This is a genomic window from Sporolactobacillus pectinivorans (assembly GCF_002802965.1).
Classification (GTDB): domain Bacteria; phylum Bacillota; class Bacilli; order Bacillales; family Sporolactobacillaceae; genus Sporolactobacillus; species Sporolactobacillus pectinivorans.
Genome location: NZ_NXGA01000001.1, coordinates 2,968,451 through 2,990,346, shown reverse-complemented (window position 1 = coordinate 2,990,346; position 21,896 = coordinate 2,968,451). Strand labels below are relative to the sequence as shown.

Here is a 21,896-nt window from a genome sequence, read left to right as displayed (position 1 = left end):
CTAAGTTTAAAGGAGCAAGGCTCGTGAAAAAACAATGGAACCTTCTGATGGTACTGATCTTTGCGCTAGTGATTGTGCTTCTGTCGATTGCCAACGTAAACGAAGTCCCTTTCAATTTTCTGGTTGGCAGTGCAAACCTCCCTCTGATCCTTGTGATTGTTATTTCGCTGATGGCCGGTGTGATTCTGGTCGGGTCTTTTACGTACTTGAAAATATACAGGCAGCGGCGTCAGATCAGTCGGCTGGAGCGGGAAATCCGTCGGATGGCGGCACAGCTGCATCCGGGAGACGGCAGTGAAGCACACGTTGAAGGAGCACCAGCTGACGACAACGATGAGGAAGAAACCCGGTCGTCGATAAAAAAGAGATCCCATTTCAGAAGGTAACATTTTGCCTGTGCAAATACGAATGAGGTCAGGGAGGCACTGTGGCGGAATGTTGCAATCAAAATTTCAATGGATCATGAAAAAAGCTGATCAAGATAAAGTCCGTGAACTCTCAGAAGCAATCAAAATTTCCGAGATGACCGCGCGGCTGTTGGTTCTGCGTGGTATCGAAGAGCCTGGCAGCGCGGCTCTTTTTTTACATCCGGAAAAGGCTTCTTATTATGATCCGGAAACCATGCTTGGGATGAAAGAAGTAACGGCACGTATCAGGGCTGCCATCGCTGGAAATCAGCCCATCCGTATTTTTGGCGATTATGATGCGGATGGCGTAACTTCAACTGCATTGTTGTGTCGGGCATTGAAAAAGGTCGGAGCTGATGTTTCATATTACATTCCGAACCGTTTCAGTGACGGCTATGGACCAAACGTTCGAGCGGTAGACGCCGCGCAGCATGACGGTATTGGACTGATTGTTACCGTGGATTCAGGAATCGCGGCCATTCAAGCAGCAGAACGGGCGAGATCTCTGGGGATTGATTATATCGTTACTGATCATCATGAACCGCCGGACGTCCTCCCCGAAGCCTATGCCATTCTGAATCCAAAACAATCCGGGTGTCATTATCCATTTAAGGGTCTGTCAGGGGCAGGAGTAGTCCTGAAATTGGTACAAAGCCTGTGCGCCGGGGAGAACCTGTTCGATGAAAACTGGCTGGCATTAGCGGCAATAGGGACGATTGCCGATTTGGTCCCGCTCATCGATGAAAACCGGATGATTGCATTTTCAGGATTGGAAAAAATCAGTGTAGGTTCGCTGGCTGGAATCGATGCATTGAAGGCTAAAACAGGGCATGCCGGTTCAGTGGACAGCGATGCGGTGGGGTTTCAGATGGCCCCATGGCTCAACGCTGCCGGCAGGCTGACAGACGCAGATCCGGCTATTCGTCTGCTTCTTTCTGATGATCCGGAAAAATCGGATAAGCTTGCCGATCAGCTTGAATCACTGAATCAGCAAAGGAAAAAGTTGGTCGATCAAGTATTCGGTGAGGCAGAGATCATGGCTGTCAACTATGTCCGTAAGGGTGATCAAGCGCTTGTCCTTGCTGGAACAGGATGGCATCAAGGCGTGATCGGTATTGCTGCATCCCGAATTGTCGAAAAATATTACCGGCCGGTCGTCATCCTGAGTATTGATGAAAAGACCGGCGTTGCGAAAGGTTCCGGCCGCAGCATTGATGGTTTTAACCTCTATAGGGGGCTCTCAGAGTGCGCGGCTCACCTGATACAGTTTGGTGGTCACCAAATGGCTGCCGGACTGTCCCTTTCCACAGATGAAATTGACGCATTCAGAGATGATTTTGTTCGCCTTGCAGGAAGTGAACTACGCGAAGAAATGATGATTCACAGAATACCAGTTGAAGAGGTTTGCCTTCCGGATCAGGTCACAGTAAAGCAGATTGATCAATTGGCGATGCTTGCTCCATTTGGGATCGGCAATCCGCGTCCTGTCTTTCAAATGAATGCTGTGGCACTGAGGAAAATCAGCGCTATTGGACGTGAAAGTGCACACATGAAAGTTACTTTCAAAGGAGAGCAGGCTGAGCTGGATGGCATTGGCTTCGGGTTTGGCCAGGCGGTCAGCCGCATTTCCCCAACTGACAGGATCAGTGTGATTGGCGAATGCCAGATCAACGAGTGGAACGGATTCAGAAAACCGCAATTCCTGATTGAAGATCTGCGTATCGACGGTCCTCAAGTCTTTGACTGGCGATCAGAACGTGAGCTTGGGAATAAGCTTGCGGCACTGCCCGAGCATTCATCGTCCGTCCTCGCTTTTCACGCTGAGAATGCGGAACGCTTTAACGGTGGCGTGGAAACGGTACTGTTTCACCCTGGGATGACTTGCACAAGACCGGCACTCATTCTGCTGGATCTTCCCGAGAGCAGAGAACAGCTGTCTGAACTGATACGGGACAGCCCCGCGGTCAATCAGATCTATGCAGTTTTTGCACACAATGAAGATCATTTTTTTTCCGCGTTCCCAACCCGTAAACATTTTATATGGTATTATGCCCTGATACGCCGCGAACACTCTTTTAAACTCGATTCAATGGCAGGGCAGATTGCCAGATTCAAAGGCTGGTCGGAGCGCACTGTTTTTTTTATGACAAAGGTGTTTTTTGAATTGGGTTTTGTTAAAATAGATAATGGTGTTTTGACGATGAATCCAGTGCCGGTAAAGGCGCCGTTGACCGAATCGGATACCTATATGAAAGAAAAGAATCAGCTGGAGCTGGAAGATTTTTTTTGCTACTCGCCGATTTCATCATTGAAGGCATGGTTTGTGGAAAAGATGAAAAACGGGGAACAGTCAGCCGAGCCGGAGGAGACTACAAATGGATTATAAAAAGTACATTGAATCGGTAATGGATTTTCCTACAAAAGGGGTAAACTTCAGGGATATCACTTCGCTGCTTGAGGTCGGATCGGTTTACCGCTCCGCAATTGATGAGATGGCCGAGTTTGCCAAAAATAAAAAAGCGGAAGTGATCGTCGGGCCGGAAGCCCGCGGCTTTGTGATCGGAGGTCCGCTTGCATACGCTCTGAATGTTGGTTTTGTCCCTGTGAGAAAGCCGGGGAAACTACCGCGTGAAGTGGCGACTGTTTCCTATGAAAAAGAATATGGCCTGGATGAACTGTGTATTCATAAAGATTCGATCAAACCGGGCCAGCGTGTGCTCGTTACGGATGATTTGCTGGCAACCGGAGGAACGATTGACGCAACAATTAAACTTGTCAAAAGTTTGGGAGGCGTTGTCGTTGGCGCTGCTTTTCTGATCGAGTTGAAGGCACTGAACGGCCAGCGGCTGCTCAAAGATTATGATGTGCTTTCACTAATTGATTATTGATAATAAATCTGGAGAGAGTGCCTGCGTGCGGGCACTCTTTTTTCAACTTTATTTCGGCGACACTGCCGTCGACAGTCGCCGTTATCTTGAGTGGTAAGCTGGTTTTTGAGGAAACTGAAATTAAAAACTTTACATTAATCTGTTTTTTTCAGATAATGATCATAATCTACTTATTACAATGAAGGTTCCATAGGTGATGATACCATGACGATGGACGAACTGATTGAAAAAGCATCGACATATCTTGAAAAAAAAGATATTGAACTTATAAAAGAAGCTTATGAATTTGCGCACAAAGCTCATGAAGGCCAGTTGCGCAAATCCGGAGAGCCTTATATCACACACCCTGTGGAGGTCGCAGGAATACTTGTCGATCTGAAAATGGATGTAACGACGATTATCAGCGGCTTTCTTCATGATGTGGTCGAAGATACTCCGATTACACTTGAAGATATTCGGAAGGAATTTGGCGAAAATGTCGCAACACTTGTCGATGGTGTAACCAAATTGCGGCATTTTGAGTATACTTCGAAGGAAGATCAGCAGGCGGAGAATCACCGGAAAATGTTTGTCGCCATGGCGCGTGATCTCCGCTGTGTGATTGTCAAACTGGCCGATCGCCTGCATAACATGCGGACACTCAAGTTCATGACACCGGAAAAACAGATACAGAAAGCGAATGAAACGCTCGAAATATTCGCTCCGCTGGCTAACCGGCTTGGTATTTCCGCGATTAAATGGGAATTGGAAGATATCTCGCTGCGTTATTTGAAACCGCAGCAATATTATAAAATCGTCAATCTGATGAAACAGAAACGGGAAGAGCGGGAAGCCTACATCTCTCAGGTTGTGGATGATCTGAAAAAGTATGTCAAATCGGTGCAAATCGAGGCGGAAATTTCCGGGCGTCCGAAACATATTTACAGCATTTATCGCAAGATGGTGAATCAGCACAAGCAATTTAATGAAATCTATGATCTTTTTGCGGTTCGGATTATTGTCGAGAGCATCAAAGACTGTTATGCCATACTGGGGATTATTCACACACACTGGAAGCCGATGCCAGGTCGTTTCAAGGATTATATCGCTATGCCGAAAGCTAATATGTATCAGTCGCTGCATACAACCGTTATCGGGCCGAAAGGTGATCCGCTCGAGGTACAGATCAGAACCGAAGAGATGCATGATGTCGCCGAATACGGAATTGCGGCCCACTGGGCTTATAAGGAAGGTAAAACAAAGAATATCAACAATAAATTTGAAGACAAGCTGACGTGGTTCCGCGAGATCCTCGAGTATCAGAATGAGACGGATGATGCCAAGGAATTTATGGAATCGCTGAAAATGGATCTGTTTTCCGATACCGTTTTTGTCTTTACGCCAAAAGGGGATGTTATCGAGCTTCCCGTTGGATCTGTTCCGATTGATTTTGCTTACAGAATCCATACTGAAATCGGAAACAAAACCGTGGGAGCCAGAGTCAATGGAAAAATGGTGCCGCTGGATTATCGGCTGAAAACCGGCGATATCGTCGAGGTCATGACTTCAAAGCATTCTTATGGTCCGAGCCGCGACTGGCTGAAAATTGCCCAGAGTTCGGCAGTCAAGAACAAGATCAGGCAATGGTTTAAGCGTCAGGAGCGTCAGGAGAACGTTGCAAAGGGCCGTGACATGATTGAGAAGGAGCTGCGCAGTCAGAGTATCAGCCTTAAAGATACACTGACGGACGAAAACATTGCCAGTGTTGTGAAAAAGTTTAATTTCTCACATGAAAATGAACTTTTTGCCGCCGTGGGCTATAACGGAATTCCAGCCAAACAGGTTGTCACCCGCCTGACAGAAGACAATAAGAAAACTAAAGAACCGGAAACCGAAGAAGTGGTGAAGCAGGTCGCTGAAACAAAAACAAGCAATCAAAGAAGAACGTCACTTGGCGTTCGGGTCAAAGGTATCGACAATATGCTGATCCGGCTGGCACGCTGCTGCAATCCAGTTCCGGGCGATTCGATTGTCGGTTACGTTACCCGAGGCAGGGGCGTTACGATTCACCGCGAGGACTGCCCGAATATTAAAAATGAAGAAGATCAGCGGCTGATGGAAGTCGAATGGGAAAATAATGAATCGAAATCGAAAGAATACAACGTAGACATTGAGATTACGGCATATGACAGGAACGGCCTGCTTAACGAGGTACTGCAATGTGTTTCTGATACTCACACGCCGATCAACGCTGTCAAAGGGCGCGCCGACAAAAATAAAGTCGCATCCATCAGCATGACGATTGCCATTACAAACATCGACCACCTGTATCGCGTGGTTGATAAAATCAAGAGAATTTCGGATATTTATTCAGTACGCCGGGTAATGCAATAATTTTCTAACCGGAGGATGGGGTTTTATGAGAGTTGTCCTGCAGCGCGTCAAAAAAGCCGTCGTTGAAGTTGGCGGTGAGACAGTTGGAAGCATTCATCACGGGCTGCTCCTTCTTGTAGGAATCAGAGTGGGCGACACCCAGGAGGATATTTATTACGTCGCGGATAAAATCGCCGCTCTGCGTATTTTTGAAGATGAAACGAATAAAATGAATCGATCGATTCTTGATATCGACGGATCGATCCTGTCAGTTTCACAGTTCACTTTATATGGTGACACAACACGCGGGCGGCGTCCGAGTTTTATCGAGGCGGCGCGGCCGGAGGAAGCTGAGCCGCTGTATGAATCCTTTAATGACAGGCTGAGGGGCCAGGGGCTTGAAGTTGCAACCGGCATTTTCGGAGCTATGATGGAAGTCTCGCTGGTCAATGATGGGCCAGTGACCTTAGTTGTGGAGAGCAAACCGCATAAAAATGGTTCATTATATTAAAGAGGGTGTTCAAAAAATTACCGAATGATCAGCGGCGACTCTCTTCGCCGCCTTTTTGCGCAGACTCTTAATGTAACCGGTATAGAGATTGGTTTTCCACTCCTTGACATTTTCTGAGATTATTCGTACTATAAAAAGACAAACCAGTGAGGGAGAAAAACTGTGGAATTTGCTGTCAAAGAGATGATGCGCCGAGGGCTGAGAGCGTGTCTGGCGTGGCTGCCACAGTTGGACACTCCTGAGGTGTTTTTCTGAAAGCCGGATGGCAAGTAGGAAGAACCGATGGCCGGGCGTTAACCGGATTGAGAGGAAACTTCTGATGAAGTTTCAATTCAAGGGTGGCACCGCGAATGTTCATTCGTCCCTTGTCTGTCATGTTTTATGGCGGACAGGGGCTTTTTTAGTATCCGGCAGTTTTTCCCGGACTTTTTGAACATCACTTAAAAAGAGAAAACAGAGATCAGATGAAGGAGGAATGCGTTTTGCTTATTCAAATTCCACGCGGGACTTACGATGTCATGCCGGATGAATCGGCAGTCTGGCAGAAGATCGAAGAGACCGCAAGAAGGGTCTGTACGCTGTTCAATTATAAGGAGATCCGTACCCCTGTTTTTGAATCGACAGACTTGTTTCAGAGAGGTGTCGGTGACACAACCGATATTGTTCAGAAAGAAATGTATAGTTTCAAAGACAGGGGCGATCGCAGCCTGACGCTGAGGCCGGAGGGAACGGCTTCTGTCGTGCGGGCGTTTGTCGAGCACAAGTTGTACGGGCTGCCGAATCAGCCGGCAAAAATGTATTATATCGGGCCTATGTTCCGTTATGAACGGCCTCAGTCGGGGCGGACGCGCCAGTTCACACAATTCGGCGTTGAAGCGCTTGGCTCCAAAGATCCGTCCATTGACGCTGAAGTAATCGCTCTTGCAATGACTTTTTATCGATCACTCGGCCTAAAAAAATTAAAGCTGGTTCTGAACAGCCTGGGCGATCCCGAGAGCCGCGCTGCTCACCGAGAGGCACTGATTTCCCACTTCAAGCCGTCCATTGGTGAATTCTGTGAGGATTGTCAGAGAAGACTGGAAAAAAACCCGCTGCGCATTTTGGACTGCAAAGAGGACCACAATCATCCCCTGATGAAGACTGCACCGTCCATCATGGATTATTTGACAGACGCTGCCCGAGTTTATTTTGATAAAGTCAAACAAATGCTGAATGACATGGGTATCGAATATGAACTGGATCCGACACTGGTCAGAGGGCTGGACTATTACAATCACACAACCTTTGAAATTATGGGATCCAGTAAAGGAACCATAACGACGCTCACCGGTGGCGGCCGATACAACGGCCTGGTCAGCGAACTGGGCGGACCGGAAACACCTGGTGTCGGGTTCGCCCTGAGCATTGAGCGTCTGCTGCTCGCACTGGAAGTTGAACATATCTCGCTTCAGAGCGAAGATGCACTGGATTGTTTTATCTCGACGATCGGGGAAGAAGCCGGGAAGAAAGCTTCCGTTGTTCTTTATGAATTGCGTCAGGCCGGGCTTCGCGCTGATAAGGATTACATGGATCGAAAAGTGAAAGCGCAGTTTAAGCAGGCTGACAGAGACCATGCAAAATTTGTCGTTGTGATCGGTGATGAGGAACTGAAGCAGCAGCAGGCGGTTGTAAAGAATATGGCTGACGGGACGCAGGAACATGTCGCATTTGTTTCGCTGGCAGACTACATTAAATCAAAGATAAGCAGTGGGGTGTAAACATGTATCGAAATGCAAATTGCGGTGAATTGACCGCAGAATCGGCGGGGAAAACCGTAACCCTTGCCGGTTGGGTGCAAAAAAGGAGAGACCTCGGCGGTGTCATTTTTATTGACCTGAGAGATCGTTCCGGTTTTGTGCAGATCGTATTCAATCCAAAGGTTTCTCAGGAGGCTTGGAACATGGCCGACAAGGTGCGGAGTGAATACTGCCTCTCCGTAACAGGGACAGTGGCGAAGCGTGATCCGGAGGCTGTCAATCCAAAAATAAAGACCGGCGATATCGAAATCATGATCAACGAGATTCATGTGCTGAATCAATCAAAAACGCCGCCGTTTCCGATTGAAGACAGCATCGAAGCTTCAGAGGACGTCCGCCTGAGATACCGTTATCTTGATTTAAGGCGTCCGGAGATGCTTGAAACATTTAAAATGCGTAACAGAGTGACGCACACGCTCAGAAGTTTTCTTGATGAGAGAGACTTTCTCGATATTGAAACGCCGATTCTGACAAAAAGCACACCGGAAGGAGCCCGCGACTATCTCGTCCCGAGCCGCGTCCACCCGGGAGAATTCTATGCACTGCCGCAATCACCTCAACTCTTCAAACAGCTGCTGATGGCTTCGGGTATAGAAAAATATTATCAGATTGCCCGCTGCTTCCGCGACGAGGATCTGCGTGCCGACCGTCAACCGGAATTTACGCAGGTTGACATTGAAATGTCTTTTTTTGAGATCAAGCCTTTTCAGGACATGATTGAGGAAATGCTCGTTAATCTTGTGAAAAAAGTCAAGGGCATCGATGTTCCGCGGCCCTTTAAGCGTCTGACTTATGCTCAGGCAATGGATCTGTACGGCAGCGATAAACCGGATACACGATTCGGCATGACGCTGATTGATCTGACGGACATTGCCGCCGACAGTACGTTGAAAGTTTTTAAGGAAGTCCAGGAAAAAGGCGGACAGGTCAAGGCGATTAACGTCAAGGGCAAGGCCGCGCATTTCTCCCGTAAGCAAGTCGACGAAGATCTGAGGGCTATTGTGTCACCATTTGGAGCAAAGGGACTGGCCTGGCTGAAGGTTGAGGAAGGTGGGATGAAAGGCCCGATCGCCAAGTTCTTTGATGAGGCATTGACGGCGCGGATCGTTGAACGGACCAATGCTGAGCCGGGAGACCTGCTGCTTTTTGTCGCCGACAAGAAAAAGATCGTTGCTGACAGTCTGGGTGCTTTACGGTTACATCTCGGGAAGATGCTGGACCTGATTGATAAGTCGGCGTTCAACTTCCTCTGGGTCACGGAATTTCCGCTGCTTTCTTACAGTGAAGAGGAGCACCGGTTCGTTGCCGAGCACCATCCATTCACAATGCCGGTTCTGGAAGATATGGGCAAGATTCAGAGTGATCCGGGCAGTGTCCGTGCGCAATCTTACGATATGATACTGAATGGGTTTGAGTTGGGCAGTGGTTCAGAGCGCATCAGCAATCATGACATGCAGGAAAAAATGTTTAAAGTGCTTGGCTTTACCAAAGAGCGGGCAGAAAAACAATTCGGTTTTCTGATGGAGGCGTTTGAGTATGGCACTCCGCCGCATGGCGGCATGGCGCTTGGCATTGACCGGATTGTCATGCTGCTTGCCGGACGCTCCAGCCTTAGGGATACGATTGCTTTTCCGAAGACAGCCAGTGCCTCGGATCTGCTGACACATGCACCAAGCGAAGTCAGCGATCAGCAGCTCAACGAACTGCATCTGGATGTAGCGACACTGCTGAAGTGACCTTGGCTTGAAATTGGTAGAATGTAGTACTTGATAAGCGCTTTCAACTATGCTATTATAGATTCAGAAATTGAAGGAAATCCTGAAGTGTTAGTCGAATGTCGATATGTTTTGACCGAACATATATTGAATGGGAGTCCGTTGTTTTCACTCGTCACGCATGCCCGCGCCGGGACCCGTAAACTGTGAAACAGGGCACCCACCTGCTCACGAGCGGGTTTCAAAGCTGCGGCTTCACAACGGCACATTCGGGACTTTCTTGTTTTTCAGATTAAAAGTAAACCGGGATCAAGGTAAATGCCTTGATCCCGGTTTTTTGCATCATGTAGCTTCGACTAATCACGAAAGCGTGAAGATCAACTCAGCTGCATTGGATTGGACTGCGTTTCGGTTCTAATTTTACTTGATTCGGTTCATTTTCGAGATGAACTAATACTAATCAGGGTAATAAAGCGGACAGAAAATTGAGATTAAGTGCCTCAAAAAAATTCATATAATATGAAAATAATTCATTGCCAAAGAAAAAGGCAGCAAGCATTCCCATTGCAATGAAGGGCACGAAAGGAATCGGTTGTCTCCGTTTGATTAAGCCTGTCAGCAAACAACACATACCAATCATAGATCCGAAAAGTGTAGACAGAAAGAAACCGAAGAGCACCATTTTTGTACCTGTAAGCGCTCCAATAACCGCAAAAAGTTTCACATCACCGCCGCCCATCCCCCCGCGGCTGATAAAAGCGATGAGAGCCAAAAGAGAAAAACCGACGGCGGTACCAAGCAGCGAATCCCACCATGGTGAAGGTTGGAAAATAAAGCGGAAAATGATAAAGAAGACAAGAAAACAGATGAGAATTTTATCAGGAATGATCATTTTGGTTAAGTCTGTGACGAGTACAATCATCAGAAGAGAAACTAAAAGCCATCCCGTTAGCATTTCTTCAGTGGACTTTGCATGAAAAAAGTTAAACAAAAACAGCAGTCCGGTTGATGCTTCAATGATCGGATAAATCATTGAAATTTTTTGATGGCACGACCGGCATCTTCCTCTTAGTATAATAAATGAAAAAACCGGAACCAGATCACGAAATCTGAGACGCTGTCCGCAAGAGGGGCACCGTGAAGGTGGAGCAACAATTGATTGCCCCCCGGTCACCCGAAGACCGACAACATTGTAAAAAGAGCCAAGAACCAAACCAGCGACGGTAACATATATGCTCATAACAAACATTTATGGTGCACCTGCCTCTATGAGGTTGAAACGATCTCGGAAAAGAGACTCCGGTATTCGTTTAATGCATGATTAAAATGTCTTTCCTGTGCCGGATAAGTTTCTTTATTTTACTATAAGAAAGTATAAAATTTTAGCGGATTGTAAGCGGCCGAACATAAAACGCCACGTCCTGTGGCATGTTCGGCATTAGGCCATCCATGGCCGTCACAACTAAGGCTCAGCCTGCACCAGAGGCTTGGCTTTGCCAAGTTTTCTTTAACAAACAAAAGGGAGTTTCAGCTATTCTGATCAATCCTGAATTTTCGCTCTTCAAACAGATTTTCTAACGTTTCAGAAGCGGTACAACAGCGTCAGTGGCGATCGCTTTACGGGCAAGCAGGCCTTGTATACAGGAAGCCATGGTCTGCATTCCAGATGCATGATCCACTTGAATGACACTTGGAATCTGATATATTTTTCCTTCACGGATCAGATGTCCAATGTTCTTATTGTTAATCATCACTTCTGTGGCAACCCTTCTTCCGGAAAAATCAGAAGTCGGGAAAAGGCGCTGTGAGATCACGGCAGCGAGTTCAGCAGCAAGCTGAACCCGTATCTGTCCCTGCTGTTCAGCGGGAAAGATATCTATCAGTCGATTCACAGTTGATACGGCATCACTCGTGTGCATCGCTGCCAGCACAAGATGACCGGTTTCAGCTGCTGTAAGGGCAGTTCGTATAGTATCCATGTCATGCAATTCACCGACGAGAATAACATCGGGATCTTCGCGGAGTGCGGCGCGCAGGCCGACTGCGAATGACTGTGTGTCACTTCCTACCTCTCGCTGCTGAATAATACACTGATTGTGTTTGTGCAAGTATTCGATTGGATCTTCAAGTGTAATAACATGTTTTCTTGCGTTTTTATTCATATCGTCCACGAGTGCAGCCAGCGTTGTTGATTTTCCACTGCCGGCAGGGCCGGTTACCAAAAGCAGTCCGTGTGAACGGTGAGAGAGTGCCCTCAATTCATCAGGTAAATGAAGCGATGCCAGATCAGGAATATTCTGCGGAATCACCCGAAAAGCAAGACTGAGGCAAGAACGTTGCCTGAAGGCGTTAACGCGGAATCGCGATAACTTAGGGATGCTAAAAGAAAAATCGAGTTCACCCTGGCTGTTCAGTTTGGCCAATTGCTCGTCCGATAAAATGCTCCTGATCATTGTTTCTGTATCTTCAGGAGTAATGTCCGGACGTTCAAGCGCTACAAGTTCACCATTTGTCCTTATGGTTGGCGGAATGCCGACAGAAATATGAAGATCTGAGGCTTTTCGTTCACAGGCAGTTTCCAAATATTCTCTTAAACTATTAATCATAATTGCAGTCCTCTCTGCTGAAATTCGGAAAAGTACTTTAACAAAGGATGAACGCTATACCGTAGGTAAATCTGTTAATCTGGACGATAGAAAATAAAAATTATGTAGGACTTTAGAAATATTATACGACAAACAGGGGTTGATCGGAAACAGGGATTTATTTTCAGGGCAGACGGTAAATTTAAAATTTGAATAAAAAACAACCATAAGAAGGGGTCTAGCATTATCTTACGGCTGTTTTTCATCATATAATATTTTTTTACTAAATGATATTTCTTACTTTGCAATTTTCTCCAGATTACCGTTCTGGTCCATTTTGAATGTGGCGCCCTGATCGGAAGCCTGGTCCTGAAATGCGACCATTCTTCGGGCACGATCCATGATGCCGATCAGTGCCTGGTAATCATCCTCAACGGTCTGCTGCCGGTTTTGCAGGTTCCCGACCTCTTTTTCCAGTTCATCGACTTTTTGTAAAAGTCGGCTGTTTTCTGTTTTCAGGTGTCCGTTCTCGCGTTCCAGCCGGTCGCTCATCGCTGTGCCATGCTGAAGTGTCTGCAAATATGAAATGACTTCGGGAAGACTAATAGCGTCCTGCTCAGCTGCCTGGCGTTCAGTCTCGTTTTCAGGCACGGTGTGAGCCGGTTCATCCGGTTGATGTACTTCTGCCGGATCGGTCAGATAAGCGGTTTCCATTGCAGGAATAGCGGGTGATGGATGGACAACCCGTGCGCGCTGCTCGTTCCGCTTTTTTTGTTTGCGCTGTTTCTTGGCAATGCTGATCGCCTGCTCATATTTTCTACGGACGATAGCATTCCAGCGAAAACCGCAGGCAGCGCCGGTCCGGTTCAGCCGGTCGCCGACTTCTTCAAATGCGTCCAGCTGCGTGCTTCCCTCACGGATATGGCGCAGCACGGTTTCTGCAAGCAGCAGGTCGTCTTCGTGCGACCAGGCATCTTGTCTCACTTTTGTCATGGTATTCTCTCCTTCTTGCATTCTTGCTACTTAAAGGAAACTTGCGAAGCAGGGCCCCGCCATTCCCTTAAATAATCTTTAACTTTATGTAAGAAGGATAGACAATCAGAAAATTTTTTATACTATAAGAAAGTATAAAATTTTAGCGGATTATAAGCGGCCGAACATAAAACGCCACGTCCTGTGGCATGTTCGGCATTAGGCCATCCATGGCCGTCACAACTAAGGCGCAGCCTGCGCCAGAGGCTTGGCTTTGCCAAGTTTTCTTTATACACAACTTTATTTAATCAGTAAAAAAGATAAGAGTCATTGTTGAAGGAAATCTCTTATTTTTTCTCCTGGTCCCTGTGGACAAAATAGTCCAATCTTTTTTGCACTGTGCGTTCATAACCGCGCGGGGACGGGTGATAGAATTTCTTGTTTTGCAGATGCTCCGGCAGATAGTCCTGAGGGACATAGCCGCCTTCAAAGTCATGCGGGTAAAGATAACCCTTACCGTGCCCAAGCTTCTCCGCACCTTTATAATGCGCATCGCGAAGGTGCATCGGGACTTCACCGGTTTTCTCATTTTTTACTGTCGACAGCGCCTGGTCGATTCCAACGACCGCAGCATTGCTTTTAGGCGCGGTGGCGACATAGAGCGCCGCTTCGGCCAGTGGAATGCGCGCTTCGGGCAGCCCGATAAAGGTTACGGCAGTCACCGCGGCGTTGGCGACCAGAATAGGGATCGGCCANACGACCGCAGCATTGCTTTTAGGCGCGGTGGCGACATAGAGCGCCGCTTCGGCCAGTGGAATGCGCGCTTCGGGCAGCCCGATAAAGGTTACGGCAGTCACCGCGGCGTTGGCGACCAGAATAGCATTCGGATCGGCCAGGCCGACGTCCTCCGCAGCATGGATAAAAATCCGCCGGGCGATGAATTTCGGATCTTCTCCCGCGGCAATCATTTTGGCCAGCCAGTACAGTGTCGCATCGGGATCGGATCCGCGCATGCTTTTGATAAAAGCGGAGACCGTATCATAATGATTGTCCCCTTTTTTATCATACTGCAGCACTTTTTCCTGAATCGATTCTTCGGCGACGCTCCGGTCAATGTGGATGACACCGTCTTTATCCGGATCCGTCGTCAGAACAGCGAGTTCAAGAGCATGCAAAGCAGTCCGGCTGTCGCCGTTTGCCACTCGGACGAGATGATCGAGTGCATCGCTATCCGCCTGAATCTTATAATCGCCGTAGCCCTTTTTCTTGTCGCTTAATGCATGATCAAGTATCTTCCGGATGTTCTCCTGGGTAAGCGGGACGAAGCGGAAGAGGCGCGATCTGGAAAGCAGCGCGGGATTGATTTCAAACATCGGGCTTTCCGTCGTAGCGCCGATCAGGATGATGGTTCCCTTCTCAACAGATGGAAGCAGGGCATCCTGCTGGCTTTTATTAAAACGATGGATTTCGTCGATAAAAAGGATTGTTTTCTGCTGATCAAATTTCAGACGGTCTTCCGCTCCGGCAATAATTTTTCTCAAATCACCGACGCCTGCCGTCACAGCGTTCAACTGCTCGAAATAGGCAGAAGTCGATTTCGCAATAATATGCGCTAATGTTGTTTTTCCCGTTCCCGGAGGACCGAAGAAGATCATCGGTGTCAGTTTATCGGCCTGTATCGCTCGCCGAAGAAGCCGGCCTTCACCGACAATCTGATCCTGGCCGACGAACTCATCCAATGTCTGTGGCCGCATCCTGTCGGCGAGCGGCCGTCCGCCAGCGCTGCCCGGCTCTTCAGCAGGAAAATCAAAAAGATCCATCACCGTCATCCTTTCATCCAGTACGGTTTCAAAAGATATGCAGACTTAAAAACGTGCAAGACGTACATTTTTCGTCTATAATAACCTAGAGTCTGTTCCTATTTTACCATAGATGATCAGGCGCTTTTTGATTTTGCATTAACTGACTGGCTGTTTTAGAAGGAAAGGGCGAAACATGATGCTCCCGACCATCAGCCGTGGTCTTACAATTATATAACTTCTGAATATATATTGGTTTACACTGTCATCTGACAGTAAAATGAGGAGGTTCGTCATGAAGATTTCGACTAAAGGACGCTACGGGCTGACGATTATGATGGCTCTGGCAAAAAATAAAGGAAGGGGCCCGCTGTCGCTTAAAGCGATCGCGAACGAACATAATCTGTCGGAACACTATCTGGAGCAGTTAATTGCACCGCTTCGAAATGCGGGACTGGTCAGCAGTGTCCGCGGTGCGTACGGGGGTTATGTACTTTCAAAGATGCCCAATGAGATTACCGCCGCTGATGTCATCCGCGTGCTGGAAGGACCGATTCAGCCGGTCGAGGTTATGGAAGATGACGATCCGGCCAAAAGGGAACTGTGGGTAAAAATCAGAGATGCCGTCAAGGATGTCCTCCAGGGGACAACACTTGATGACCTGATCCATTATGATTCCGACCCGCAGGTTCAGGATCCTGACATGTTTTATATCTGAAAAAGGAGGGCAGGCAGAGCATGGAGAAGAAAATTCCCGGTGTCTGATCTGTCCATTAAAATCTGAATGATTTAATAAGGGAGTGATCTGGCATGGATCCTATTTATCTTGATCATGCTGCGACAACGCCGATTGATCCGAAGGTACTGAAAGTAATGGTAGAAACCTATCAGAATGCAATTGGTAATCCTTCAAGTATTCATTCGTTCGGCAGGCAGGCGCGTAAGATCATCGATGATGCGCGCCACGCCATTGCAAAATATATCGGAGCGGGGAGCAGGGAAATCGTTTTTACGAGCGGGGGCACCGAAGGCGATAATATGGCTATTATCGGAGCTGCTCTGGCGAACCGAAAATTCGGGAAGCATATTATTACGACTAAAATTGAGCATCACGGAGTATTCAGAACGTGCGAGTATCTTGAGAGTCAGGGATTTGATGTCGATTATCTCGATGTCGATCAAACCGGTCGGATTTCAATAGATGATTTAAAGTCAAAATTGCGCGCTGATACGATTCTTGTAACGATCATGTATGGCAATAACGAAGTCGGGACCGTTCAGCCGATACGCGAGATCGCAGATTTACTTTCCTCCCACCAGGCTTTGTTTCACACCGATGCGGTTCAGGCATTTGGTACAGTGGACATGGACGTGAAAGATACCCCGATTGATCTTCTGTCGATGACCGGACATAAAATCGGCGGTCCTAAAGGCATTGGCTTTCTTTATGTACGTGACGGGGTTGCACTCGAATCATTTACCCATGGCGGTGATCAGGAACGGAAACGGCGCGCCGGCACTGAGAATGTTCCGGCAATTGCCGGGCTGGGCAAAGCGGTTGATATCGTAGCGGATCATCTGCCGGAACGGATCGACGCCTGCCTCCGTGTACGGCGGGTTTTGCTGAAAACTTTGGACGCAGCGGAGGTCAGCTATCGGATTAATGGAAATCCTGAACACTTTCTTCCACAGGTGTTGAATCTGTATTTTCCAGGGACTCAGGTGGAAGCACTGCTCACAAAACTCGATCTTGAGGGAATTGCTGTATCTAGCGGTTCGGCCTGCACAGCGGGCTCGGTGGAACCGTCCCATGTCCTCACTGCGATGTTTGGTACGGGCGCACCGGAAACCCGGAGCTCGATCAGAATCAGTTTCGGTAGCGGCAGCACACCTGAGCTTGTTGCACAGGCGGGTACAGTGATTGCCCGTGCGGTTCGCGAGCTTGTTGAATCAGGAAAGGCTGGTGAAAGGCTTTGACGAAATTACCCAGTCATACGAGGGTTGTCGTTGGCATGTCGGGCGGTGTGGATTCTTCAGTTGCCGCTCTTCTGCTGAAACGGAAGGGCTATGATGTAGTCGGTATTTTTATGAAAAATTGGGACGACACGGATGAAAACGGCGTTTGCACAGCAACCGAAGATTTTGAGGACGTCGTACGGGTGGCCAACCAAATCGGTATCCCATATTATGCGGTAAACTTTGAAAAGCAGTACTGGGACCGCGTTTTCACTTATTTTCTTGAAGAATACAAAGCCGGCCGGACACCGAATCCGGATGTCGTTTGCAATAAGGAGATTAAATTCAAGGCGTTTCTGGATCATGCCTTGTCTCTCGGCGCAGATTACGTAGCAACCGGTCATTATGCACGAACAGAACAAAAAGATGGGAAAACTTGGATGATTCGCTCGGTTGACCAGAACAAAGATCAGACCTATTTTCTGAATCAGTTGTCCCAAGAACAGATCTCAAAAGTAATCTTCCCTCTTGGTGATCTTGAAAAACCGGAAGTCCGGGAAATCGCCCGCAACCATCATCTGGCAACGGCGGATAAAAAAGACAGCACTGGGATTTGTTTTATCGGGGAACGCAATTTTAAAGAATTTCTCAGCCACTATCTACCGGCTAACCGCGGCGAGATCCGAACGGTAAACGGTGAACTGAAGGGCTATCATGACGGATTGATGTATTACACGAACGGCCAGCGCCAGGGACTGGGTATCGGCGGCCCGGGCGGTCCATGGTTTGTTTGCGGGAAAGATGTAAAGCATAATATTCTTTACGTCGTACCGGGCAAAGATCATCCTGCGCTTTACTCGCAGGGCTTGATCGCAGAGAACGTGAACTGGATCAGCGGGGCACCGGAAAAGCAGGTTTTTCACTGCACCGCAAAGTTCCGCTATCGCCAGAAAGATCGTCCGGTAACAGTTCATGTGTTGCCGGATAACCGCCTGGAAGTTGTGTTTGACGAATTGGAGTGGGCGATTACACCTGGCCAGGCGGTAGTCCTTTATGATGGTGATGCCTGCCTTGGCGGAGCAACGATAAGCACTGTTCTGAATCAGGGAACGGATGCAGTTATTGACTTTGCAGACTCGGCTCCGATTTGAGAGCCGGGCTTTTTTGCAGGCTTGGAGTGGATCGATTTGAAGAGTGAAATGGAGAAAGTCTATAGGCTATTAAAAATGAGGAAATTCGGGGAGGCTGCCCACGTCTTGGATCAGGCAATATCTGCTGATCCGGACGATCCGGAAGGCTACACGAATTTCGGCAATTTGCTGATCACTGTCGGTCAGTCCGGAAGAGCGCCTGCTTTCTTTGAGAAGGCGCTCTCTATTGATCCGGATAATGCCGCTGCGTCATTCGGATATGGCAATGCGCTTTTTGAGTCGGGGGATTTTGGGCAAGCACTTGAACGTTTTAATCAGGCAAGCGCCAACGGAATGGACAACGGAGATCTCTACTATATGATTGGCCGGTCGGCTCTGAATCTTGGAAAAAACGGGCAGGCGCTTGCCGCTTTTCAGCGTGCTGTTGAGCTGAACAGTTCAGACACGGAGGCGCGATTTCAGTATGGCTTGGCATTGGCCCGTTTCGGTCAGTTGGAGACAGCAGAGAAGCAATTTCTTACGGTGCTTCGGGAGAATCCACGCCATGCGGATGCTCATTATAATCTTGGTGTTGTTGCCGCGTTCCGCAAGCAGCAGCATGAAGCAGCGGCGCATTTTACAAAAGCGCTCGCATTGAATCCCAGACATATGCTTGCCGCAAACGGACTGAAAAAACTTGAAAGGATACTCTGNCAGCATGAAGCAGCGGCGCATTTTACAAAAGCGCTCGCATTGAATCCCAGACATATGCTTGCCGCAAACGGACTGAAAAAACTTGAAAAAAAAGGATACTCTGACAAAACCCGGAGTTAATCATAGAAATCCGCGAACACATTCTGCAGTGAAAGGGTGGCGGGAAACATGGCGGAACAGGCATCAATGCATTTATTTTCGGAAGATCGACCGTCTATTAAAGGTGAACCGGAGCGCATTGTTTTTCAAAACAGCGATAATGGCTACACGGTAATGATGATCAGAATTATTGAAACGGATGAGCCTGTGGACGGAAAAGAAATTACGGTTGTCGGCTACTTTCCTGCCGCCCATCTGCATGAAACCTATCAGTTTTTCGGCAAGCTGAAAACACATCCGAGATATGGCCAGCAATATGAGGTGGAGAGCTACCACAAACTGCTGCCGCAGTCGCGGACGGGCATGGTTCAGTATCTGTCGGGCGACCTTTTCCCCGGAGTTGGCAAGAAAACGGCACAATCGATCATTGAGGCGATTGGAGACAATGCCATTACAAAGATATTGAACGATCCTTCCTGCCTTGAAAGCGTACCAAAACTGGATAAAGAAAAAGCGAATTTTATCGCTGAGACACTGCTTAAAAACGAGGGCCTGGAAAGAATACTGATCGGTCTGTCTGACTTCGGATTCGGCTCCCAACTGGCGATGAAAATTTATCAGGCTTATGGTGATGAGACGCTCGAAATAATCAGGGACAATCCCTATCAATTGATAGAAGATATTGAGGGAATCGGATTTCAGCGTGCTGATGAGCTTGCTTCTACCCTTGGTATAACAGGCAATAATCCGGCGCGGATCCAGGCCGCTTTTCTTTACTGGCTGAATGAGCGGGCAATGAATGACGGGCATGTTTTTATGCCCTATGAAGAGACGGTTCAAGCCGCCCGAAAGCTGCTCACATCTTTCGGTCCGGTGATTGGCGAAGAGGATCTTGTCCGTGAACTGGACACTCTTGAAGAGGATGGAAAGCTGGTCCGTGAAGATGAAGACCTCTATCTTCCGGAGCTTTATTATGCGGAAAAGGGGATTGTGACAGGAATTCAGAAATTGATGGAACAGGCTGCCCCTTCTGATGAGTTTTCAGAGACAGAATTTCTTGAAGCTTTGGGAAAAGTTGAGGAAAAATTGTCGATGCAGTATGCCGAAAGCCAGCAGAAAGCGATCCGTCAGGCAATTTTGTCTCCGCTGATGATTCTAACGGGGGGGCCAGGTACAGGTAAAACGACAGTCATTCGCGGAATTGTCGAGGTTTTTGCGGAACTCAACAGCCTCTCGCTGGAGCCGAAAGATTACGACAGCGAGCATCCCTATCCTGTATTGCTTGTTGCACCGACGGGCCGGGCTGCCAAACGGATGAAGGAATCGACAGGAATTCCTGCGGTGACCATCCATCGCCTGCTCGGCTGGACCGGTGGATCAGGATATGTCCATGATGAAGATGATCCGGTTGAGGGGCAGCTGCTTGTCGTCGACGAAATGTCAATGGTTGACATCTGGCTTGCCAATCAGCTGCTGAAATCACTTCCGGAAGGCATGAAGATGGTCATTGTCGGCGACGAGGATCAGCTTCCCTCTGTCGGACCGGGGCAAGTGTTGAGCGACCTGATTCAATCCGGTGTAATTCCGGTTGTCAAGCTGACCGACATTTTTCGCCAGGCACAGGGTTCATCGATTATCGAACTCGCTCATCAGATTAAAGAAGGATCGGTGCAAGATGTGTCTTCACCCAGAAATGATCGCCGTTTTTTTTCCTGTCACCAGGGCCAGGTTGTGGAGGCTGTATGCCAGATCGCTTCAGGTGCGGAGAAAAAGGGCTATCAGCCGAAAGATATTCAAGTTCTTGCCCCGATTTATCGGGGCAACGCCGGTATTGAAAAAATCAACGAAGCCTTGCAGCAACTGTTTAATCCTGGATCGGATCAGAAACGTTCCCTGACCTATGGCGATCATGTGTTTCGTGTGCATGACAAAGTGCTTCAGCTTGTCAATAATCCCGATGATCAGGTGTACAACGGGGATATCGGAGAAATTGCCGCTATTATGAAAGCGAAAGAAACGACAGATAATGAAGATACAATTATCGTTTCTTTTGACGGTATTGAAGTCAAGTACCTGAAACACGATCTGAATCAGCTCACTTTAGCCTACTGCTGCTCTATCCATAAAGCGCAGGGCAGTGAATTCCCGATTGTCATCCTTCCGGTTGTCCGCGGCTATCATCGGATGCTCAGGCGTAATCTGATTTATACTGCAGTGACGCGCAGCAAAGAGTATTTGATGTTGTGCGGCGATGCAGAAGCCTTTAATCAGGCGGTCAGCCGGAATGACATCGATCTGCGGCATTCAAATCTTGGGAAAAAGCTGCAAGAGCGACTGCATATGCCTTTGGAAAGCGTAAAAGACGAAACAATCAAATGAAAAAATTGGCACGAGATTTAAAAGCATTCGGATAGTGCGCAACATGCTGGTCGCTGTCGCCCGGCACGTCACGCATTTTCGAAGATTTTTATTTTTGCGGAAGGCCAAAAATATAAGGCGGATAAACGCGATCCATTCAGATTTATCGGCGTTTGCCGCCGTATCATTTGTTTGTCGAATAGCAGACGTTGCATGTCGACTATTAGCTGCCCGATAAAATTTTTTTGTACCTGTTTCAGAACAGGTATATTTTTTCGCTTTTTTGGACATGGATGCGAATAAGCAAAGCGGAGGGATAAAGGAATGGTTTCCTCTGCATCACGAGGTGAAAGCAAATGAAATGTCCGAATTGTTCAAGCACAAATATCGGCAAATTGAGTGCCAACCAATATTATTGCTGGGATTGTTTTATTGAACTGACCCTGGAAGACGGGAAGCTCTCGCTCAGCCAGGTTGAGGAAGACGGGACTTTGACAACTTTGGATGACCTTTTTAAGGCATCGGAACTTGAGGCAAAAGCGAACGGTTTTTGATTGGCTAGTTTTTTCGCGTGCGGATGAAGATTTTCCAACCGAGTGGGCAAGACTAGGCAT

The 21,896-nt window shown here is 47.9% G+C and carries 17 protein-coding genes and 1 other RNA gene; 14 read left to right on the top strand and 4 right to left on the bottom strand.

Features of this window, described 5'->3' with window-relative positions; translation table 11 throughout:
- Window positions 1-23 precede the first annotated feature (23 nt).
- The 8 genes from COP04_RS14695 (at window position 24) to ssrS (ending at window position 9,949) form a co-directional block, all read left to right on the top strand.
- Window positions 24-386 carry a LapA family protein gene (locus COP04_RS14695; protein WP_100489709.1) on the top strand — a complete coding sequence of 121 codons (363 nt, stop codon included), beginning with the start codon at window positions 24-26 and terminating at the stop codon, window positions 384-386.
- 49 nt (window positions 387-435) lie between these two features.
- Window positions 436-2,793, top strand: a complete 2,358-nt coding sequence (recJ, locus tag COP04_RS14690; protein WP_100488690.1) for a single-stranded-DNA-specific exonuclease RecJ — start codon at window positions 436-438, stop codon at window positions 2,791-2,793.
- Window positions 2,783-3,295, top strand: coding sequence for an adenine phosphoribosyltransferase (locus tag COP04_RS14685; RefSeq protein ID WP_100488689.1), 513 nt, complete (start codon window positions 2,783-2,785; stop codon window positions 3,293-3,295). The genes recJ and COP04_RS14685 overlap by 11 nt, the downstream gene beginning before the upstream one ends.
- A 204-nt stretch (window positions 3,296-3,499) precedes the next feature.
- Window positions 3,500-5,668 carry a RelA/SpoT family protein gene (locus COP04_RS14680; RefSeq protein WP_100488688.1) on the top strand — a complete coding sequence of 723 codons (2,169 nt, stop codon included), beginning with the start codon at window positions 3,500-3,502 and terminating at the stop codon, window positions 5,666-5,668.
- A gap of 25 nt (window positions 5,669-5,693) precedes the next feature.
- Window positions 5,694-6,158, top strand: a complete 465-nt coding sequence (dtd, locus tag COP04_RS14675; protein WP_100488687.1) for a D-aminoacyl-tRNA deacylase — start codon at window positions 5,694-5,696, stop codon at window positions 6,156-6,158.
- A 482-nt stretch (window positions 6,159-6,640) separates the two neighbouring features.
- On the top strand, window positions 6,641-7,915 hold the full coding sequence (gene hisS / locus COP04_RS14670; RefSeq protein WP_157800324.1) for a histidine--tRNA ligase: 1,275 nt from the start codon (window positions 6,641-6,643) through the stop codon (window positions 7,913-7,915).
- Window positions 7,916-7,917: 2 nt separating this feature from the next.
- On the top strand, window positions 7,918-9,690 hold the full coding sequence (gene aspS / locus COP04_RS14665) for an aspartate--tRNA ligase (RefSeq protein ID WP_100488685.1): 1,773 nt from the start codon (window positions 7,918-7,920) through the stop codon (window positions 9,688-9,690).
- Between the two features lie 76 nt (window positions 9,691-9,766).
- A non-coding RNA gene (ssrS, locus tag COP04_RS14660) (6S RNA) lies at window positions 9,767-9,949 on the top strand.
- A 180-nt stretch (window positions 9,950-10,129) separates the two neighbouring features.
- Here ssrS and COP04_RS14655 read toward each other — a convergent pair.
- The 4 genes from COP04_RS14655 to COP04_RS14635 form a co-directional block, all read right to left on the bottom strand.
- The gene (locus COP04_RS14655; protein WP_239984893.1) at window positions 10,130-10,918 is read right to left on the bottom strand and encodes a prepilin peptidase; all 789 of its coding nucleotides are present in this window, start codon (window positions 10,916-10,918) and stop codon (window positions 10,130-10,132) included.
- Window positions 10,919-11,243: 325 nt separating this feature from the next.
- Window positions 11,244-12,278, bottom strand: a complete 1,035-nt coding sequence (locus COP04_RS14650) for a type IV pilus twitching motility protein PilT (protein WP_476749556.1) — start codon at window positions 12,276-12,278, stop codon at window positions 11,244-11,246.
- A 273-nt stretch (window positions 12,279-12,551) separates the two neighbouring features.
- The gene (locus tag COP04_RS14645) at window positions 12,552-13,247 is read right to left on the bottom strand and encodes an RsfA family transcriptional regulator (RefSeq protein ID WP_100488683.1); all 696 of its coding nucleotides are present in this window, start codon (window positions 13,245-13,247) and stop codon (window positions 12,552-12,554) included.
- 326 nt (window positions 13,248-13,573) lie between these two features.
- Window positions 13,574-15,046, bottom strand: a complete 1,473-nt coding sequence (locus COP04_RS14635) for a replication-associated recombination protein A (RefSeq protein ID WP_239984892.1) — start codon at window positions 15,044-15,046, stop codon at window positions 13,574-13,576.
- 274 nt (window positions 15,047-15,320) lie between these two features.
- Between COP04_RS14635 and cymR the strand changes: the two genes are divergently transcribed.
- The 6 genes from cymR to COP04_RS14605 all read left to right on the top strand — a co-directional run bounded on the left by cymR (window position 15,321) and on the right by COP04_RS14605 (window position 21,836).
- Window positions 15,321-15,743: a cysteine metabolism transcriptional regulator CymR gene (cymR, locus tag COP04_RS14630; RefSeq protein ID WP_100488682.1), complete on the top strand. Its 423-nt coding sequence runs from the start codon at window positions 15,321-15,323 to the stop codon at window positions 15,741-15,743.
- Window positions 15,744-15,835: 92 nt separating this feature from the next.
- Window positions 15,836-17,002 (top strand): cysteine desulfurase family protein, encoded by a 1,167-nt coding sequence (locus tag COP04_RS14625; RefSeq protein ID WP_100488681.1) that lies wholly within the window; start codon window positions 15,836-15,838, stop codon window positions 17,000-17,002.
- Window positions 16,999-18,132, top strand: a complete 1,134-nt coding sequence (mnmA, locus tag COP04_RS14620; protein WP_100488680.1) for a tRNA 2-thiouridine(34) synthase MnmA — start codon at window positions 16,999-17,001, stop codon at window positions 18,130-18,132. The genes COP04_RS14625 and mnmA overlap by 4 nt, the downstream gene beginning before the upstream one ends.
- A 48-nt stretch (window positions 18,133-18,180) precedes the next feature.
- Window positions 18,181-18,945 (top strand): tetratricopeptide repeat protein, encoded by a 765-nt coding sequence (locus COP04_RS14615; protein WP_275656888.1) that lies wholly within the window; start codon window positions 18,181-18,183, stop codon window positions 18,943-18,945.
- 48 nt (window positions 18,946-18,993) lie between these two features.
- Entirely contained in the window at window positions 18,994-21,303 is a 2,310-nt protein-coding gene (recD2, locus tag COP04_RS14610; protein WP_100488678.1) for an SF1B family DNA helicase RecD2, read from the top strand.
- 335 nt (window positions 21,304-21,638) lie between these two features.
- Complete coding sequence (locus tag COP04_RS14605) at window positions 21,639-21,836, top strand: hypothetical protein (RefSeq protein ID WP_100488677.1); 198 nt, start codon at window positions 21,639-21,641, stop codon at window positions 21,834-21,836.
- The last annotated feature ends 60 nt before the right edge of the window (window positions 21,837-21,896 follow it).

Bases quoted from the DNA above. Each gene is read 5' to 3' on its own strand.
- recJ (WP_100488690.1), top strand. From the start codon at position 436: ATGTTGCAATCAAAATTTCAATGGATCATGAAAAAAGCTGATCAAGAT.
- COP04_RS14685 (WP_100488689.1), top strand. From the start codon at position 2,783: ATGGATTATAAAAAGTACATTGAATCGGTAATGGATTTTCCTACAAAA.
- COP04_RS14680 (WP_100488688.1), top strand. From the start codon at position 3,500: ATGACGATGGACGAACTGATTGAAAAAGCATCGACATATCTTGAAAAA.
- dtd (WP_100488687.1), top strand. From the start codon at position 5,694: ATGAGAGTTGTCCTGCAGCGCGTCAAAAAAGCCGTCGTTGAAGTTGGC.
- aspS (WP_100488685.1), top strand. From the start codon at position 7,918: ATGTATCGAAATGCAAATTGCGGTGAATTGACCGCAGAATCGGCGGGG.
- COP04_RS14655 (WP_239984893.1), bottom strand. From the start codon at position 10,918: ATGTTTGTTATGAGCATATATGTTACCGTCGCTGGTTTGGTTCTTGGC.
- COP04_RS14645 (WP_100488683.1), bottom strand. From the start codon at position 13,247: ATGACAAAAGTGAGACAAGATGCCTGGTCGCACGAAGACGACCTGCTG.
- cymR (WP_100488682.1), top strand. From the start codon at position 15,321: ATGAAGATTTCGACTAAAGGACGCTACGGGCTGACGATTATGATGGCT.
- COP04_RS14625 (WP_100488681.1), top strand. From the start codon at position 15,836: ATGGATCCTATTTATCTTGATCATGCTGCGACAACGCCGATTGATCCG.
- recD2 (WP_100488678.1), top strand. From the start codon at position 18,994: ATGGCGGAACAGGCATCAATGCATTTATTTTCGGAAGATCGACCGTCT.
- COP04_RS14605 (WP_100488677.1), top strand. From the start codon at position 21,639: ATGAAATGTCCGAATTGTTCAAGCACAAATATCGGCAAATTGAGTGCC.